Source organism: Streptomyces sp. ST2-7A, from assembly GCF_021390475.1.
Lineage (GTDB): Bacteria > Actinomycetota > Actinomycetes > Streptomycetales > Streptomycetaceae > Streptomyces.
The window spans coordinates 99,266-117,148 of record NZ_JAJUWS010000008.1; the positions used below are offsets into that span (position 1 = coordinate 99,266).

At 75.0% G+C, this 17,883-nt stretch carries 13 protein-coding genes; 7 read left to right on the plus strand and 6 right to left on the minus strand.

The window, feature by feature from the left end:
* Window positions 1–183: 183 nt before the first annotated feature.
* Entirely contained in the window at window positions 184–1,440 is a 1,257-nt protein-coding gene (locus tag LZF96_RS07335) for a hypothetical protein (RefSeq protein ID WP_233867454.1), read from the minus strand.
* Entirely contained in the window at window positions 1,422–2,120 is a 699-nt protein-coding gene (locus tag LZF96_RS07340; protein WP_233867456.1) for an ABC transporter ATP-binding protein, read from the minus strand. Before LZF96_RS07340 ends, LZF96_RS07335 begins: the two co-directional genes overlap by 19 nt.
* 767 nt (window positions 2,121–2,887) lie before the next feature.
* Between LZF96_RS07340 and LZF96_RS07345 the strand changes: the two genes are divergently transcribed.
* Together LZF96_RS07345 and LZF96_RS07350 are read left to right on the plus strand one after the other, a co-directional pair.
* On the plus strand, window positions 2,888–4,321 hold the full coding sequence (locus LZF96_RS07345; protein ID WP_233867458.1) for a gamma-aminobutyraldehyde dehydrogenase: 1,434 nt from the start codon (window positions 2,888–2,890) through the stop codon (window positions 4,319–4,321).
* 294 nt (window positions 4,322–4,615) lie between these two features.
* A complete protein-coding gene (locus LZF96_RS07350; RefSeq protein ID WP_233867460.1) occupies window positions 4,616–4,756 on the plus strand; it encodes a hypothetical protein in 141 nt (46 codons plus the stop codon).
* A gap of 63 nt (window positions 4,757–4,819) precedes the next feature.
* On the opposite strand, the gene LZF96_RS07355 is transcribed toward LZF96_RS07350, so the two are convergent.
* Both LZF96_RS07355 and LZF96_RS07360 read right to left on the minus strand, forming a co-directional pair.
* Entirely contained in the window at window positions 4,820–5,569 is a 750-nt protein-coding gene (locus LZF96_RS07355; RefSeq protein ID WP_233867462.1) for a glycerophosphodiester phosphodiesterase, read from the minus strand.
* Window positions 5,566–6,636, minus strand: a complete 1,071-nt coding sequence (locus LZF96_RS07360; RefSeq protein ID WP_374203147.1) for an adenosine deaminase — start codon at window positions 6,634–6,636, stop codon at window positions 5,566–5,568. Before LZF96_RS07360 ends, LZF96_RS07355 begins: the two co-directional genes overlap by 4 nt.
* A gap of 304 nt (window positions 6,637–6,940) precedes the next feature.
* Between LZF96_RS07360 and LZF96_RS07365 the strand changes: the two genes are divergently transcribed.
* On the plus strand, window positions 6,941–7,414 hold the full coding sequence (locus LZF96_RS07365) for a hypothetical protein (protein ID WP_233867464.1): 474 nt from the start codon (window positions 6,941–6,943) through the stop codon (window positions 7,412–7,414).
* Between the two features lie 408 nt (window positions 7,415–7,822).
* Here LZF96_RS07365 and gabT read toward each other — a convergent pair whose 3' ends face one another.
* Together gabT and LZF96_RS07375 are read right to left on the minus strand one after the other, a co-directional pair.
* The gene (gabT, locus tag LZF96_RS07370) at window positions 7,823–9,184 is read right to left on the minus strand and encodes a 4-aminobutyrate--2-oxoglutarate transaminase (RefSeq protein ID WP_233867466.1); all 1,362 of its coding nucleotides are present in this window, start codon (window positions 9,182–9,184) and stop codon (window positions 7,823–7,825) included.
* Between the two features lie 263 nt (window positions 9,185–9,447).
* Window positions 9,448–10,821, minus strand: coding sequence for an ABC transporter ATP-binding protein (locus LZF96_RS07375; protein WP_233867468.1), 1,374 nt, complete (start codon window positions 10,819–10,821; stop codon window positions 9,448–9,450).
* Window positions 10,822–11,301: 480 nt separating this feature from the next.
* Between LZF96_RS07375 and LZF96_RS07380 the strand changes: the two genes are divergently transcribed.
* The 4 genes from LZF96_RS07380 to rpmF all read left to right on the plus strand — a co-directional run bounded on the left by LZF96_RS07380 (window position 11,302) and on the right by rpmF (window position 17,792).
* Entirely contained in the window at window positions 11,302–13,689 is a 2,388-nt protein-coding gene (locus tag LZF96_RS07380; protein ID WP_233867471.1) for an ATP-binding protein, read from the plus strand.
* Between the two features lie 132 nt (window positions 13,690–13,821).
* Complete coding sequence (locus tag LZF96_RS07385) at window positions 13,822–15,759, plus strand: PucR family transcriptional regulator (RefSeq protein WP_233867473.1); 1,938 nt, start codon at window positions 13,822–13,824, stop codon at window positions 15,757–15,759.
* Between the two features lie 292 nt (window positions 15,760–16,051).
* Complete coding sequence (locus LZF96_RS07390; protein WP_233867475.1) at window positions 16,052–17,506, plus strand: aldehyde dehydrogenase family protein; 1,455 nt, start codon at window positions 16,052–16,054, stop codon at window positions 17,504–17,506.
* Window positions 17,507–17,621: 115 nt separating this feature from the next.
* Entirely contained in the window at window positions 17,622–17,792 is a 171-nt protein-coding gene (gene rpmF / locus LZF96_RS07395) for a 50S ribosomal protein L32 (RefSeq protein ID WP_233867478.1), read from the plus strand.
* Window positions 17,793–17,883 lie beyond the last annotated feature (91 nt).

Below are 17,883 nucleotides of genomic sequence, written 5' to 3' on the forward strand. Positions count from 1 at the left end.
GTCGCTCCGGAACCGGCCGGGGAAGCGGACCCGCTGCCGCGTGACCGCGCTCCTCGGGGCGGTGACCGGGGCCCGAACGAGCGGCACGTCCGGCCACCGGGCCGATGGACCGGGAACCGGAACGGTCCGATGTCCCGCCGAGGACCCCGGGATCGGGGGACCGACCGATCGCCCGGGAATTCCTCAACCGAACGGCAACACCAGCAGCCATGCGACGAGCGTCGCCGCGAGCAGTGCCACCGGCACCCCCACGAGCAGGCGCAACAGGACCACTTCCCGGGCCATGGCGCGGGGGGCGCCGAGCACCGAGAGGGTCTCCCGGTCCTCCGCGCGCTCCCACCGGTCGGCCCCCCCGGCCACCGGAACGGCGGCCAGCGCGGCGAAGACCGTCACGCCCAGTCCGAGCGCGGTGAGCGCCCCGGGCGGGGACAGCAGTCCGAGGCCGGTCGGCACGGTGGCGGAAGCGGCGACCAGGACACCGAACGCCCGGCCACGGTGGGGGGCGTCGACCAGGAGCGCGCGCCCGGCCAACATCCGGCGCACCCCCGGCCGGCGGAGCGACAGCAGGCGACCGCACAGGGCGAGCAGTCCGGGGCCGGCCACCACGGTTCCGATCAGCACGAGCGCCCAGCCGAACACGACCCCCGGACCGATGCCCGCGGGGACCCCGGACAGTTCCCACGGCCCGGCGCCGGGGTGTCCGGGACCGCCCGGAGCGGTGAGCGCGGTGAGGGCCACCCCGGCACCGATCAGGGCCGCTCCGGCGGAGAACGACGGACCGCCGGCCGGTACCGCGGGGACCGGTGGGCCGCCCGCCGCCGAGGTCCGCCCCCGGTCCGTTCCCCTGGACGCGACGGCTCCGGCCGCTCCGGACGCCGCTCCCGGGAAGTGGTTCCCCGGCCCCGTCACCGCTGCGACGGGGGCGGGCACGGTTGGGGTCGCGGAGCGACGGTGTTCGACGGGGAGGCGGGCCGCCAGGGCGGCGGAACCCGCCACCACCAGGGGCACCAACGCCACGAGGGTCGGGGTCCCCAGCGGCGGCAGGGGGGCGGGGGCGTTCCCCGTCCCGTCCACGATCGCGCGACCGTACAGGAAGAGCGCCACGGCCGGCAGGCATCCCAGCAGGGCGAACACGCCCGACGAGGCACCGATCATGGCCGCGGTCCGGCCCCGTCCGGCCCCCAACGCCCCCAACTCCGAACGGATCGACGGCGACGGGTGGGCGCGGGCGAGTGTCGCGGCCAGATGACCGGTGGCGGCGAGCGGCAGCAGGCAGCCGATCACGGAGAGTGCGGAGTTCCCCGCCGTGCCCCGGTGATCCAGGGCGTCGGCCAGGACGCCGAGCAGCAGCAGGCAGGTGCCGCCGGCGGCGAGGAACAACGGGGCGCGGCGGGCCAGGAGCGGCAGCGGTCCGCGGCGCGCTAGCCGGACAGCGAGCATGTCTCGGGCGCGGTGGGGGCGCCGGGGGTCGGGGCGGGGTCCACGAGTCGACCGTCCTCCAGGGTGATGACGCGGTCCACCAGACCGACCAGTTCGGTGCCGGTGCCGGTGATCACGGTGGTGATGTGGTGGGAACGCGCGGCGGCCACCAGGGCCCGTAGCGCGCACAGCCGGTCCAGTCCGCGCAGGGGCGCGCCGGGTTCGTCGGCCAACAGCACCGTCGGTCCGGTCACCAGGGCCCGGGCGATGGCCACCCGTTGCCGCTGGGCCCGGGTGAGGGCGGCCGGACGACGACGGGAGAACCCGGCGGCGTCCAGCCGCTCCAGCCACTCCCGGGCGGCCCGGTGCGCGGCCCGGGAGCCGGTTCCGGTCAGCAACAGGGGCAGGGCGGCGTTCTCCCGGGCGGTCAGTTCGGGCAACAGCCGCGGGGTGTCGCCGATCCATCCCACGTGCTCGCGCCGCATCCGGGTCCGGGCCGCTTCGGGCAGGGCGTGCACGGGCAGGTCACCGAACCACACCTCGCCCTCGCGGATCGGCAACCGTCCCGCCAGGCAGCCCAGCAGGCTGCTGCGTCCGGAGCCCCGGGGGCCGATCACGGCCAGGATCTCACCCTCGTCGATGTCGAGGGTGATGTCCCGCAGGGCCTCGGTGCCCTCCCGGTCACAGCACAGCCCGCGCACCCGGAGCGCGCCGTCCGTTCCCCCCGGCCCGGGCGGCCGGGCGCCGTCCGGGTGCGGGACGGGGTCGGTCCCGCTCCCGTGGGGTCCGGGGGGATCGTCGGAGCGGTCGGGGGGTTCCGTGGTCCGGGGTGGGACAGCCGCCACCGGGGCTCCTCCGTTCATGGACGGGACGGTCGGTCGGAACGCCCCTCCGTGTCCCGGCGCGGGCGACGAGGGGTGGTGTTCCGGGTCGGGGCCCCGCGGGCGGGTGGGGCCGGTGGGCGCGGTCGGATCGGGCGGCCGGGGAGGTCGACGACCGCCGGGGCCGCCCGCACGGAGGCGGAGGACGGCGGCCCCGTGCAGGAGGTGGTCACCGAGCCCCGGGACCGCAGGGTGACAGGGACGTTACCAAGTGCCACGACCCCGGTCGGGGCCCGGGTCGACGGGACGCGGCGCGTCGGTCGGAAACCGCCCGGTCGGGCCAACGCCGGCGGTGCGGGCGGTGCGGCGGCGCGGGCGAGCCGAACGGGGGAGTGAGGTCGGTGGCGTGTGAAAGGGTGAATCGGGAGGAACGAGCGAAATGGCAGAAATGGTCCGGAGTGCAATTCCTCCTTCCGTGACGCCGTACCGCCGTAGGTGAGAAGCTGTTTCCGGCGTGGAGCCGAATTTTTTCCCGTCGATCGGATTGTCACCCGATCCGGTCGGCGATCTACCGTGGGTCCGAACGGGCCCGCCCCGGGGATTCCCGGCCGATGGCGGCCGGGGACCGAACGACGCTGGAGGGTGTTGTGACCACCGAACTGCGCCGGCTGCGCAACCACATCGACGGGGAGTTCCGTGACGCCGCGGACGGGCGGACCACCGAGGTCGTGGACCCGGCCACCGGCACCGCCTTCGCGGTCGCCCCGCTCTCCGGGGCCGGGGACGTGGACGCGGCGATGACGGCCGCCGCCAACGCGTTCCCCGGTTGGCGGGACACCACCCCCGCCGCACGGCAACTCGCCCTGCTGCGGATCGCCGACGCCTTCGAGCGCCGGGCCGACGAACTGCTGGCGGTCGAGTGCGAGAACACCGGCAAGCCGCTGGAACTCACCCGGCAGGAGGAACTGCCGATGATGCTCGAGCAGATCCGCTTCTTCGCCGGTGCCGCCCGCATGCTGGAGGGCAAGTCGGCCGGCGAGTACATGGAGGGCATGACCTCCTTCGTGCGCCGGGAGCCGGTGGGCGTCTGCGCCCAGGTCGCGCCCTGGAACTATCCGATGATGATGGCGGTGTGGAAGTTCGCCCCGGCGATCGCCGCCGGTAACACCGTCGTCCTCAAGCCCTCCGACACCACGCCCGCCTCGGCCGTGCTGATCGCGGAGATCCTCGGGGAGATCCTGCCGCGCGGTGTGTTCAACATGGTGTGCGGCGACCGCGAGACCGGCCGTCTGATGGTCGGGCATCCGATTCCGGCCATGGTCTCGATCACCGGATCGATCCGGGCGGGTGCCGAGGTGGCGGCCTCCGCCGCGCGCGACCTCAAGCGCGTCCACCTGGAGCTCGGGGGCAAGGCCCCCTGCGTGGTCTTCGAGGACGCCGACCTCGACGCCGCCGTGGAGGGCATCCGCGACGCGGGTTTCTTCAACGCCGGTCAGGACTGCACGGCGGCCACCCGGGTCCTGGTCCACGAGTCGATCCACGACGCCTTCCTGGAGGCGCTGACCAAGGCGGCGGCGGATGTCCGCACCGGCGACCCCGCCGATCCCGACATCTCCTACGGCCCGTTGAACAGCGCCTCCCATCTGGAGAAGGTCGCCGGGTTCATCGACCGACTGCCGGCCCACGCCCGGGTGGAGACCGGCGGACGCCGTGCGGGGGAGCGCGGCTGGTGGTACGCGCCGACCGTGGTCAGCGGTCTGCGGCAGGAGGACGAGATCGTTCAGCAGGAGGTCTTCGGCCCCGTCATCACGGTGCAGCGCTTCCCCGACGAGGCGACGGCCGTGGAGTGGGCCAATGGGGTGGACTACGCGCTCGCCTCCTCCGTGTGGACCCGGGACCACGCCCGCGCGATGCGGATGTCCCGGGCGCTGGAGTTCGGCTGCGTGTGGATCAACACCCACATCCCGCTGGTGGGCGAGATGCCCCACGGTGGCTTCGGGAAGTCGGGCTACGGCAAGGACCTGTCGGCCTACGGCCTGGAGGACTACACCCGGATCAAGCACGTCATGACCGCGCTGTGAGGCCGGGGCGGGTGCCCGACACCCGCCCCGCCGGCCGTTCCGACCGGCCCCGGCGCCCCATCACGGGAGTGTCGGGGCCGGTCGGTGGTGCGGCGGGCATTCGGGCGCCGACGTGTGCGCGGAGGGGCGCGCGGGGATCCCGGGGCGCCGGGGGAGGGGTTGGCCGAAAGGTGCGGTGTACACCGGGATATCGCCTGATACGTTCGGTGCCCGTTGGGTGGCTGTCCGCATCCACCATCGCGGCGGCCCCGTTCGGTACGACCACCCCTTTCCGCAACCCGGAGGATGAGTCCCATGCGCAACCGCACCCGTGTGATCGCCCGTGCCGCCACCGTCCTCATGGCACTGGGCATGTTCGCCGGTGTCGCCGCCGCTCCCGCGATCGCCTCGGCGACCGACGGCTGTGTCATCGTGCGCGGCGGCCGCTTCTGCTGATCGCCGCGCCTCCCGCTTCCGGGGCGGGGCCGATCGGCCCCGCCCCGGAAGCGGGAACCCCGGTCATCCCCGGAAGTCCTGTCGCGCGGCCCGCTCCACCGCCCGCCGCAGGGTGCCGGGACGGTTGCTGGTGATCGCGTCCACGCCCAGGTCCAGCAGCCCGCGCATGGTCCGCCCGCTGTCCACCGTCCACGCCCCCAGGAGATAACCCGCCTCCCGGGCCCGCTCCACCGTGGCCCGGTCCAGGAGCCCGAAGCGGTAGTTGAGCCACCGGGGCCGCACCTCCGCCACCAGGCCCGCCCGCACCGGGGCGCTGCGCTTCCAGGTCAGGGCGATCTCCGCCCCCGGATCGGCGGCCCGGACCGCCAACAGCGCGGCGGGGTCGCCGCACCAGTACACCCGGTCGGCGGAACCGTTCCCGGCCACCGTCGCGACGGCGGCCCGGGCGATGGCCCCGTCCGGCTCCGGCAGATCGATCAGCACCCGGGTCGGGAAACTCGCCCCCAACGCCTCGACGAGGGTCGGCACCCCGCCCCCGGAGGCCTCACGGATCTCCGCCACCGTCAGATCGGCCACCGCCCGGTCCACACCCCACAGTCGCTTCAGACCCGGGTCGTGCACCACCACCGGCACCCCGTCCCGGCTCAGTCGGACGTCCAACTCGATCGCGTCGGCCCCCTCGGCGATCGCCGAGCGGAAGGACGCCAGGGTGTTCTCCCGGACCCGGTAGGGGTCGCCCCGGTGCGCCACCACGAGGGTGCGACCCGGCGCGTCGGCGGGCCTCCCGGCCGGATACCGCGTCGCGCCGCTCATCGGCCCCACCCCGCCAGGTGCGCGTCGATCCCGGCCAGCAGGCGGGCCCCGCCCGCCGGGTCGATGAACGACTGACGGACGGCGGAGCGGGCCAATTCGGCCAACCCGGACTCGTCCAGCCCGAGCAGCTCACCGGCGATCAGGTACTCCCGATCGATATCGGTGCCGAACATCGGTGGATCATCGCTGTTGATCGAGAACGGCACCCCGGCCGCCACGATCGCCGGAAGCGGGTGCTCGGCGAGGGAGGACACCGAGCGGGTCGCGACGTTGGAGGTCGGGCAGATCTCCAACGGAATGCCCCGCTCCGCCAACTCCTCCATCAGCGCCGGGTCCTCCACGGCCCGGATGCCGTGACCGATCCGCTCCGCCCGCAGCGCGTCCACCGCCTCCCGGACGGAGGTCGCGTCGCTCGACTCCCCGGCGTGCGGCACGCTGTGCAGACCCTCGGCGATCGCCCGGTCGAAGAACGGCTTGAACCGCGCCCGTCCCACCCCGAGTTCCGGCCCTCCGAGTCCGAAGGAGACCAGCCCCTCCGGCCGCAGTTCACAGGCCATCCGGGTGGTCTCCTCGGCGGCCGGGAGCCCCAATTCGCCGGGGATGTCGAAACACCAGCGCAGCACGATGCCCCGGTCCCGTTCGACGGCCACCCGGGCGTCCTCGATCGCCTCCATGAATGCCTCCGGCGCGATCCCGCGCCGGGTGGAGGTCACCGGAGTGACCGTCAACTCCGCGTAGCGCACGTTCCGGTCGGCCAGATCGCGGCCCACCTCGTAGGTGAGCAGCCGCACGTCCTCGGGGTCGCGGATCAGATCCACCACCGAGATGTAGACCTCGACGAAGTGTGCGAAGTCCCGGAAGGTGAAGTACTCCGCCAGCGCCCCCGGATCCTTCGGCACCGGGGAGTCGGGGTGTCGGGCGGCCAGGGCGGCGACGGTGTGCGGGGCCGCGGAGCCCACGTGGTGGACGTGCAGTTCGGCTTTGGGCAACGCCGCGACGAAGGCCGCGCGGTCCGCCGACGGGGTCCCCGCCACCGGGGCGGGGTCGGGGGTGGGTGCTGGGGGCACCTGGGGCACGGGGCTCTCCCTTGGGTTCCTCGGGGTTCACCGGCCGCCCGGCGGGGCGCCGGTTCGGCGACTCATCCTAGAAAGGCTCCCGGGGGTCGGGCACCCGGGCTTCCCCGGATCGTCCCCTCCACCTGTCCCTTCGCCCCGTTTCGACACCCGGCCGCCACGCCGACGCCCCCACCGGCCCGCCCCGGGGAAAACCGTTCGAAATTTTCCGCGCGACCCGCGTCATGAATACGTTCCCGCTCGCTCCCTCCTGGTGGGAACGGCACCGACGGGCGGTGCCGGCACGGGAGGAGATGCCATGAACGGGAGCGTGCCGGAGCGGAGCGTGCTGGAGTGGCTGGCGAGCGCGGCGACGGAGCCGGAGGCGTGGTTGCGAGCGGTGGAGCGCGCCCCCCACCGGGCGGCCCCGCTGCCCTGCGGGCGCCGGTGGGACGTCCTGGTCCTGCCCGCCCGCCTCGGGCCGCCGACGCTGGAGGTGCTGCGCGGGCTCGTGCCCGCGCCCGGGCCGGTGTTGGGAGACCTCGGGGAGGGGGATACCGGGAGGGTCGGTTTCCTGGTGCCGGTCGGCACGGCCGGCTGCTGGCTGGGCACCGGCGTGCGCTGCGCCGGCGAGGGGGAGCGGGTTCCGGTGCCGCACCCGGCGCGGAACACCGGTCCGGGGGTGCGGTGGCTCTCGGCCCCGGACGGCTCGGGTCGATTGGTGGACCCCCGACTGCTGGAACTCGCGATGCACGAGGCGGCGATCCGGATGGTGCCGGTCGGCTCCCGGTGAGCCCGCCGCCGGTCGCGGGGTCGAATACGGAAGGGAAAGGGGACGCGGGGCCGGGCGGACACGAGGGGAGGGGGCGCGGGGTGGCTCCGGGAACGGCGAGGACGGCCCCGGAGCAGGGGGAGAGTTCCGGAACGGCCCCGGGTGCCGGGATCCACGGGCCCCGTCCCCGGGCAGCAGCGGGGTCGGAGCCGCTCGAAGGACGGGGGACGGGGGCCGGTCCCGGCGGTTCCCGAGCCGATTCCCCGTGGACGGGGCGGGGAGCGGGGAGGGAGGCGCGCGCTCCCCCTCACACCTTCTTCGTCCCCGCCCCGTCCTCCGGCGGCCCGGCCACCGCTTCACGGACCTCCTCGCGGCCCCGCCGCGTACCGTCCCGGCCGGGGCCCCTCCCGCCCGGCCGGCGGCACCGGCTCACAGGGCGGCGAACGCCCCCTCCAGCACGTCCAGCGCGTCCACCAGCAGGTCCTCGCCGATCACCAGCGGCGGGAGGAAGCGCAGGACGTTCCCGTACGTGCCACAGCTGAGCACCAGCACACCCTCGGCGTGGCAGTGTCGGACCACGGCGGCGGTCACCTCCGGGTTCGGCTCCGTGCCGCCCGGCCGCACCAGCTCCACCGCCAGCATCGCGCCGCGCCCGCGCACCTCGCCGATCACCTCGAACCGCTCGGCCATCTTCCGCAGCCGCGGCTCCATGACCTCCTCGATCCGCCGGGCCCGGGCGTTGAGGTCCATGCCGCGCATCGTCTCGATGGCACCGAGGGCGGCGGCGCACGCCACCGGATTGCCGCCGTAGGTCCCGCCCAGCCCACCGGAGTGCACCGAATCCATGATCTCCGCCCGGCCGGTGACCGCCGCCAGTGGCAGACCACCGGCGATGCCCTTGGCGGTGGTGATCAGGTCCGGCACGACGCCCTCGTGATCGCAGGCGAACCAGTCACCGGTCCGGCAGAAGCCGCTCTGGATCTCGTCCGCGATGAAGACGATGCCGTGCTCGCGGGCGAATTCCGCGAGCCGGGGCAGGAATCCCGGAGCCGGCTCGATGAACCCGCCCTCGCCCAGCAGCGGCTCGATCAGGATGGCGGCGGTGTTCTCCGCCCCCACCTCCTTGACGATCCGCTCGATCGCCAGCGCCGCGGCCTCCTCGGCGCAGTGCTCCGGGCCGGTCGGCCACCGGTAGGGGTAGGCCACCGGCATCCGGTGGATCTCGGGCGCGAACGGGCCGAAGCCGTGCTTGTAGGGCATGTTCTTCGCGGTCAGCGCCATCGTCAGGTTGGTGCGCCCGTGGTACCCGTGCTCGAAGACCACCACGGCCTGTCGGCCGGTGTGGTATCGGGCGATCTTCACGGCGTTCTCCACCGCCTCCGCGCCGGAGTTGAAGAGCGCGGATTTCTTGGCGTGGTCGCCCGGGGTCAGCCGGGCCAGTTCCTCGCACACCTCGACGTACCCCTCGTAGGGGGTGACCATGGCGCAGGTGTGGGTGAAACGGCCCAACTGCTCGCCGGCCCGCCGCACCACGGCCTCGGCGCTGTTGCCCACCGAGGTCACGGCGATGCCGGAGCCCAGGTCGATCAGGGCGTTCCCGTCCACGTCCTCCACGATCCCGCCGCCGGCGCGGGAGACGAACACCGGCAGCACCGCGCCGACGCCGTCAGCGACGGCGGCCCGCTTGCGTTCCCACATCTCCCTCGAGAGCGGGCCGGGAATCTCGGTGACGACGCGCCGCTCCTGGGGAACGGTGGGGCCCCCGACGGGGCCGGCGGTGGTGGTGGTCATGGGGCGCACTCCTCGGGCACGAGGAGCGGCACGACCCGGCCGGGCCCGCGACCCGGACGCCGCCTCCCCGGTGGGAACGGGAGGGGCCGGGGGCGGGGCACGGCGGGCGGTGGCGCTCCGGGATTCGGCTTCCTGTCCCGCAGGCTAGGTCCGGCCGGTCGCGGGGGGCATGCACCGCCACGGCGCACTCACCCGTCCGTCTTGGCCATCCGGGACAGGACCGCCCGGCCGGCCCCCCACCGCGTTCCGGACGCGGGGCCGGTTCAGCGGTCCAGCCCGGGGATGTGCGTCGGCGCGGGACAGATGCGTTCGCCGGCGGCGTCGAAGACGTACAACCGGTCGAGGTCGATGAGCAGGGGCACCCGTTCGCCGAGTCGGGGCCGCACCTCGCCGGCGGTGCGCACCACCAGGTTGGCGGCCATCCGCTCGGGTGGGCCCGCCTCGCCCGCGCCGAGCGCCGGACGCTCCAGGGTCTCGAGCGCGCCCCCCGACCCGGGGCCGCCCGGGGGCGCCCCGTGACGGGCCGGAGCGGAGCCGCGCGAGCGCCGGCGCAGCCGGCCCAACGCCCCGGAGGCGGAGCCGTCGCGGCGCCGGCCGCCCCCGGGGCGGCGCGGCGCCTCCAGGATCCCCACGTCGGCCGGCTCCCCGCCGATGTCGACGTGCACCAGGGATTCGTGCCCCTGGAACTCCACGTGCCGCACCACGCCCCGCAGTACCGCCTCGGAGGGACGCACCGCCCGTGGCGAGGCGATGCGGACGGCCTCCGAGCGCAGCCCCACGGTCAGGTCACGCCCCATCTGGATGCGCAACAACTGGTGGTCCGGACTCAGCGGCTCGGGCAACAGCATCTTCTGCGCCCCGAAGTCCAGGCTCATCCGCCCGCCCAGGGGGGCCAGCACCCGGGCGCGCAGCAGATTGATCCGCGGCGTGCCGACGAAGGCCGCGACGAAGACGTTGCTCGGCAGGTGGTAGACCTCGCGGGCCGGTCCGGCCTGCTGGATCACCCCGTCGCGCATCACCACCACCCGGTCGCCCAGGGACATCGCCTCGGCCTGGTCGTGGGTCACGTAGACGGTGGTCACGCCCAGGTGGTGGGTGAGGGCGGAGATCTCGGCGCGCAGGCGGTTGCGGAGCTTGGCGTCGAGGTTGGAGAGCGGTTCGTCCATCAGGAAGGTGCTGGGACGGCGCACGATCGCCCGCCCCATGGCGACCCGTTGCCGTTCGCCGCCGGACATCCGGGCGGGAAGGCGGTCCAGGAGTTCCCGGATGCCCAACATGTGGGCGGTGGACTCGATGCGTCGGCCGTGGTCGCCCCCGCCGTGCTCCATGCGCAGCGGGAACTCCATGTTCCCCCGCCCCGTCATGTTCGGGTACAGCGCGTAGTGCTGGAAGACCATCGCCAGACGCCGGTCACCGGGGGAGAGGTCGGCCGCCGACTCGCCGTCCAGCAGGACATCCCCCGAGGTGGGTGCCTCCAGTCCCGCGATCAGCCGCAGAACGGTGGACTTTCCGCAACCGGAGGGGCCGAGCAGGACCACGAACTCGCCGGGCGCGATGTCCAGCGAGAACCGGTCCACCGCCGGGATGGACCGCGGATAGACCTTGGAGACGTCTTGCAGGGAAATGGCGCGTGTCATCGATCCACCAGGTGCAGGCGACGTTGCCGATGACGGTGGAACGTAGCGCAGTCGCACGGGTGACGGAACGGTTTCGACGCGATCCTTCGTTCCCTATCAACCGATAGGCGCGGTTGGGGAAGTGGTGCGGTTTTTGGTCGGGTCGTCCCGGGGGTACCTTCACGCGCTCCCTGTCACATTCCCCACACCCGTCACATCGGGTGCGAATGTCGCCCTCCCGTGCCCGCTCCGTGGCGTCCCGGTGCGCGCGGTGTAGCCGTCCGGGATGCCGTCGGTCCACGTCCCCGGGAGGCCGGCCCGGGGACGTCCGACGGGTCATCGCCCCGGACCGTGCCGTGTGTTGGGCCCGGAAGCATCCCGGGAGGCAGCCCGGGCACGTACATTTGGGTGATCAACGATGCGGATCGGCGTACGCGTCGGGCGCACACGTCGGGCGGACGACGCGGCACGGGCGGACGGGCCCGGGCAGGGGGCACAGGGATGAGCAAGGACGGCACGCGCCACGACCACCACCCCGACCCCGGCGGGCACCCCGCCCATCGCCCCGGTCCCGTACCCGTCGTGCCCGGGCCCCGGGCCGGCGATGACGTCCCGCCGCCCACCGGCCTCGCAGCCTGGTTGCTCTCCCCCCGGCCGCCGTCCCCACCGGGAGTGTGGCGCGAGGGTCGGGTGGCCAAGCCGGACGAGGACCCCGGGGCCATGGGGGATCGGGAGCTTTTCGGCGGCGCGCTGCTCGCCCTGCTCGGCGCGCTGCTGCTCTGGTCGCTGTGCTGGAACGGCTACATCAGGATCTGGTTGTGGCCCCTGGAGTGGGTCACCACGGACGCCTGGCGCGGCACCCGGCTGCACGTCACCGCCACCTACGCCTACTACGTCCTCTTCGCACTGCTCCTGATATGGGTGTTCGGGAGGATCGGCGACTGGTCGCGGGTCTGGCGCCGGGTGCGCCCCGGGGTGCTCCGCCTGGCCCTGGTACCCGCGGACACGCCCCCGTTGCCCGTCGCCCGAACCCGCCGGGCCGTCGCCGCCCTCCTGGCCGGCGCCCTGGCCTGGGGCCTGAGCTTCGGCGGGGTCTGGCTCTTCTGGTTGGAGCCCCTGTGGGCGGTGGTTCCCGACTCCTGGTGGGAGGAGGGCGACACCACCGCCTACGTCGTCGCCTACACCATCCACTACGCGCTGTGGACGGCGCTGCTGGTGGCCGTCGCAGCCCTGCTCGGCGGGTGGCGGGGTGCGGCCCGCCTGCTGTGGGGCGGTCGGGACGCCGCGTACGGGAGCGGGGGACGCGACGGCGAGGGCGCGCCGCTCCCCGACCCCACACGATGGGACGAGCTCCGCGAGGCCGGACTGTCCCGCGCCGCCGACCGTCTGCGCGCCGACGCCCTGTCCGGCGCCATGAACGACGTGGACCACGTCCGCCTCGCGGAACTGTGGCGCCGGGCCCGCTCCGTCCCCGAGGCCCGCGACGCCTTCGGCCTCGCCGTCGAGGCCGAAGGGGCCGGCGCCCTGCTCCACCCCTCCGGGGCCCGTGATCTGCCGGTCCGCACCGCCCGCCACGACCCGCTCACCGGGCAGGTGCTCATCGGCCGTGCCGTCCCCGATGAGCGCAACCCCTACAGTCACCGCGGCGAGGCCGTCGCGCTCGACCCGGAGGTGTTGGGCACCTCCCTGGTGGCGATCGGCCCGCCGGGTTCGGGCAAGACCGGTCGGGTGATCCGGCCGGTGATCGAGGCGCTGTGCCTGCGGGCCCTCGCCGGCCGGGCGACCGTCGTCGCGGTCGGGGCGGCGGGCGCCGGACTCGGTGCCGATGAGGCGTTCGACGTGCTCATCCGGGTGGGTGATCCCGACTCCCCGTACCTGCTCGACCCCTGGGGCGGTTGCGAGGACACCGACGAGGCCGCCGCCCTGCTCGCCGAGGCCCTGGTGGGCGGGGGGCGGGACGACCCCGAGGAGGCGGCCGTCGCGATCGCCCAGCTCATCGGCCCCTACCGCGCCGCCTACGGACACTTCCCCGGCGTGCCGGAACTGCGTGCCCTGCTGGACGGCGCCACCGCCCTGCTCAACACCCTGCACGACGACCTCGGCCGCTCCGGCGGCCGTGCCCACCAGCGGGATCTGGTCCTGCGGGCCCGGCAGGCCGAGCGGCCCGACGACATCGGCCGTCGCCTGGCCGATCGCCTCGGATTGCTGGAACGCGCCGGTGTGGCGGGCCCGGCGGACCCGGCACGGCGCGCGCGGCCGTTCGCGGTCGGAGTCCCGGACCGCCCGTCGCGGGTGCGGGTGGACCTGCCCGCCGGCGGCCACGCCGAGGCCGGGCGGATCATCGTCCGACTGCTGCTGACCCGCTTCGCCTCCGCCGTCGCCCGGCGCCCCGACCGAACCCTCTTCGCCTGTCTGGTACTGGACGACGCGGCCTCCGCGCTGACCCCGGGCACGGTGCGGGCCCTGGCCCGGCTGCGGCCGGCCGGCGCCGGGGCGGTCCTGGCCCTGAACTCCCTGGACGAGGTCCCCGAGCCGCTGCGGCCCGCCCTGCTCGGCACCGTCGGATGCCGGATGGCGTTCTCCGGCATCACCACCTGGGACGCTGAGCACTTCGCCCGGGCCTGGGGCAAGGAGTGGACCGAGGACCGGGACGTCACCCGTGCCCCGGACCGCACCGGTGGCGTGGTCAAGCGGACGGTGCGCGGCGTCCGCCGGTTGTTCACCGGGCGGGAGACCACCACCGAGACGGTCACCGTGCGGCGGGTGGAACGGGAACGGTGGCCCGCCTCCGAACTGGCACACCGGCTGCCGCCGCGCCACGCGGTGCTCTCGGTCACCAGTACGGAGGGGGAGAGCGGCCCGCCGATCCTGGTCCGACTGGGCGACTGACCACGGCCCCGGAGCGGCCTGCCCCGCCCCGATGGCGCCGGGCCCCGGCGCCATCGGGGCGGTACCGTTGCGGGTGAACGGCCGGGACCGCCCGCCGTCCCATCCGGTGAGCCCCGCCGTCCGAGGACCAGAATGTTGCCGACGCTCGCCTCCCTGGCGAGGCACCCCGCCCTCGGTCTCCGCCCGCTGACCGCCGGTGACCTCCCGGATGCCCCGGTGCGGTGGGCGCACGTCAGCGAACTCGCCGACCCGGTGCCCTACCTGGAGGGCGGCGAACTGTTGCTGACCACCGGCCTGAAGATTCCGGTGGACAATCCGGACGACACCCGGGAGTACGTGCGCCGACTGCGCGCCGCCGGTGTGGTCGGTCTCGGCTTCGGGCCGGGGATCCACCATCCGGCCACCCCGCCGACCCTGGTGGAAGCCTGTCGGGACGAGGGGCTGCCGCTGCTGGAGGTGCCCCGGCCGACTCCCTTCATCGCCATCTCCAAGGTGGTCTCCGCCGGCCTGGCCGCCGAGCGGTACCGCGCCGCCACCGCCGGTTTCGCCGCCCAGCGGGAACTCACCCGCGCCGCGTCCGGCCCGGACGGCGCCCGGGGGGTCCTGGCGCGACTGGCCGGCCAACTCGACGGCTGGGCGGCGCTGCACGACCTCTCCGGTTCCCTGGTGGCCGTCGCGCCGCCGTGGGCGGAGCGACGGGCCGCGGGCCTCGGGGACGAGGTCCGACGGCTGGCCGGCCGCGCCGCCCCCTCCAGCGCCGTGCTGGACGCCGGCCCCGGCCCGGCGGCCACCCTCCGGACGAGGGGCGGGGCCGCGCGCGACGACCGCGACCACGGAGTCCCGGGCGAGGAGGCGGGGGTACCGGGGACGAAGGCGGGGACCGACTCCACGGCGACCGGGAGGTCCGCCGTCGGTCGGCCGGGTGACCCGGGTGACCCGGATGACCCGGATGACCCGGACGATCGGAGTGGGACGGCCGAACGGGCCGGAGCAGCCGGTCCCGGCATCCCCGGGAGATCCGTCGACGGCCCGCCGTCCGACCGGGTGGAACTGCACTCGTTGGGCAACGCCTCCCTGCCCGGAGCGGTGCTGACGATCGGCACCGACGGTCCCCCGGACCCCGTGGGCCGCTACGTCGTGCAGTCGGCGGTCGCCGTGCTGACCCTGCTCACCGAACGCTCGCGCACCGTCCGGGAGGGGGAACGCCGCCTGGGCGGAGCGGTACTGCGTCTGTTGCTCGCCGGGGAGCACGGGCACGCGGCGGCGGTGGCCTCCGGTGTCTTCGGAGCCCTGTTGGACGGCCCCCTGCGGGTGGTCGCGGTCCGGGGCCCCGACGGCCCCGGTGTCGGAGCCCGGGGCGCACCGGGTGCGGTCGGGGCCGTCGGTGACGCCGCCCCGGTGTCCGCCTCCCCGGAGGCGGACCGACTGGTGGCCGCCGTGGAGGTCGCGGCGGCGCGGGCCGGTGAGGCGGTGCCGAGCGCGGTCGAGGAGGAGGGCACCCTGCTGCTGTGCGCGGACGGCGGTGCCGCGCTCGCCGCCTGTCGGGCCGGCGCGAGGGCCCCGGAGGACCCGGCGGGTCCGTTGACCGTGGGCCTCTCCGGTCCGGTGACCGCCCGGGAGATCCCGGTCGCCCGGCGCCGGGCGCTGCGCGCCCTGCTGGTGGCCCGCAGGCGCGGCCGGGCCTGCGCGGAACACGACGAGGTGATCGACGGGTCGCTGCCGGAGTTGCTCTCCGACGAGGCGGCACGCGGCTTCGCGGAGTCCCGGCTGCGGCCGCTGCGGGAGCACGACGCGCGCGGACGCGGCGATCTGGTCGCCTCGCTGCGGGCCTGGCTCGCCCGGCACGGCCAGTGGGACGCGGCCGCCGCCGATCTCGGGGTGCACCGCCACACCCTGCGCTACCGGATGCGGCGGGTCGAGGAGATCCTGGGGCGCGGTTTGGACGACCCGGACGTGCGGATGGAGTTGTGGCTCGCCCTGAAGGTCGCCGACTCGGAGAGCGACGCGGAGCCCGGCCCCGGGGGGAGCGCGGCCGGCGCCCCGTTCCCCGGGCGGACGCCGCGCGCCTGACCCCGGCCGGTCGATCCCGGGCCGGGCGATCCCCCCTCCGCCCGACGCGGCCCCGCCCGCCCGTGCCCTTCGACGCGAGTCCCCATCGGTCGCGTCCCTGCCGAATCGGCGCGCCCGTCGTGCGGAGTGCGCCGCGTCGGACAAGGATGGGGCGGGGACGGCACCCCTACCGTGGGCCCGGGGCCCGGGCGGTGCCCGGTGCCCCTCGCCGGGAACCACTCCGGCGGACCCCGCCTCCGGGGCGTCCCGCGCCCCCGCACCGACCCCCGCTGACCGGAAGGGCGTTCGCGCGATGACCATCACGACTTCCCCCCACCCGTTCTGGCTCGCCGGCAGCCCCGCCACCGGCGGGGAGACCCTCGTCGTGACCTCCCCCCGCGACGGCTCCACCGTCGGGGAGGTGAGCGTGCCCACCGCCGAGCAGGTCGAGGCGGCGATCGCGGCGGCGGTGCGGATCGCCCCCGCCTTCGCCGCCACCCCCGCCCACGTCCGCGCCGCGGCCCTGGACCACGTGGGAGCCCGGCTCGAGGAGCGCGCCGAGGAGATCGCCCGGCTCATCTCGGCGGAGAACGGCAAACCGATCACCTGGGCGCGCGGCGAGGTGGGCCGGTGCCGGTCGGTCTTCCGCTGGGCCTCGGACGAGGCGCGCCGTTTCAACGGCGGGACCGCCCAGCGGTTGGACAGCGACCCGGGCGGCACCGGACGGCTGGCCCTGACCCGTCGGGTGCCGTACGGCCCGGTGCTGGGCATCGCGCCGTTCAACTTCCCGTTGAACCTGTGCGCGCACAAGGTGGCCCCGGCGATCGCGGTCGGTACCCCCATCCTCCTCAAGCCGGCCCCCGCCACGCCGCTCTCCGCGCTCCTGCTGGGCGAACTGCTGGCGGAGACCGAGCTGCCGGAGGGCTCGTGGAGCGTGCTGCCGGTGCCCAACGAGGCGATGCCGGAGCTGGTGCGCGACGAGCGGCTGCCGATCATCTCGTTCACGGGTTCGGCGGCGGTGGGCTGGTCGATCCTGGACTCGGTGCCGCGCAAGCGGGTCACCCTGGAACTGGGCGGCAACGGCGCGGCCATCGTGCTCGCCGACTGGTCCACGGAGGAGGACCTGGAGTGGGCCGCCGGCCGGATCGCCACCTTCTCCAACTACCAGGGCGGCCAGTCCTGCATCTCGGTGCAGCGCGCGATCGTGCACGAGTCGGTGTACGACCGGCTGCTGCCGCGGCTGGTCGCGGCGGTGGAGGAGTTGCCCACCGGTGACCCGACGGACCCCACCACGCAGGTGGGCCCGCTGATCGACGAGAACGCGGCCCGGCGGGTGGAATCCTGGATCGGGGAGGCGGTCGCCGGCGGTGCGAAGCTGCTCACCGGCGGGACCCGCGACGGCGCGACGGTGGCCCCGGCGGTGCTGGAGAACGTCCCGGCGGACTCCCGGCTCGGCTGCGAGGAGGTCTTCGGTCCGGTGATGTCGGTGACCCGGGTGCGGGACGAGGAGGAGGCCTTCGCCGTCGCCAACGACTCCCAGTACGGCCTCCAGGCGGGCGTGTTCACCCACGACGTGCAGGCGGCCTTCCGGGCCCACCGGGCGCTGGAGGTGGGGGGTGTGGTCATCGGCGACGTGCCCTCCTACCGCGCCGACCAGATGCCCTACGGCGGGGTCAAGCAGTCGGGTGTGGGCCGTGAGGGGGTGCGGTTCGCGATGGAGGACTACACCTACGAGCGGGTGATGGTGCTGACCGGCCTGGAGTTGTGAGCCGTGAGGGGATGCGGGGCGGGGCCCCGACGGTGAACGACCGTACGCCCCGCCCCGCGAGTCCGGCCCCGACCGCGGAGGCTTTCGACAATCGTTTTCGTGTAGGCTGCGCGGCATGGCCGTTCCGAAGCGCAAGATGTCCCGCAGCAACACCCGTCACCGCCGGGCGCAGTGGAAGGCGATCACGCCCGACCTGGTGCCGCTGACCATCGAGGGGCGCGAGTACCTGGTGCCGCGCAACCTCGTCCCCGCCTACCGACGGGGTCTGCTGACGCCGGAGGACTGAGCGGGAAAGCGGTGGCCGGGCGCCCGCCGGGGGGCGGGACCGGCCCGGCGACCGCGACCGGGGGACGGGGCCGGGCCCGAACGAATCACAC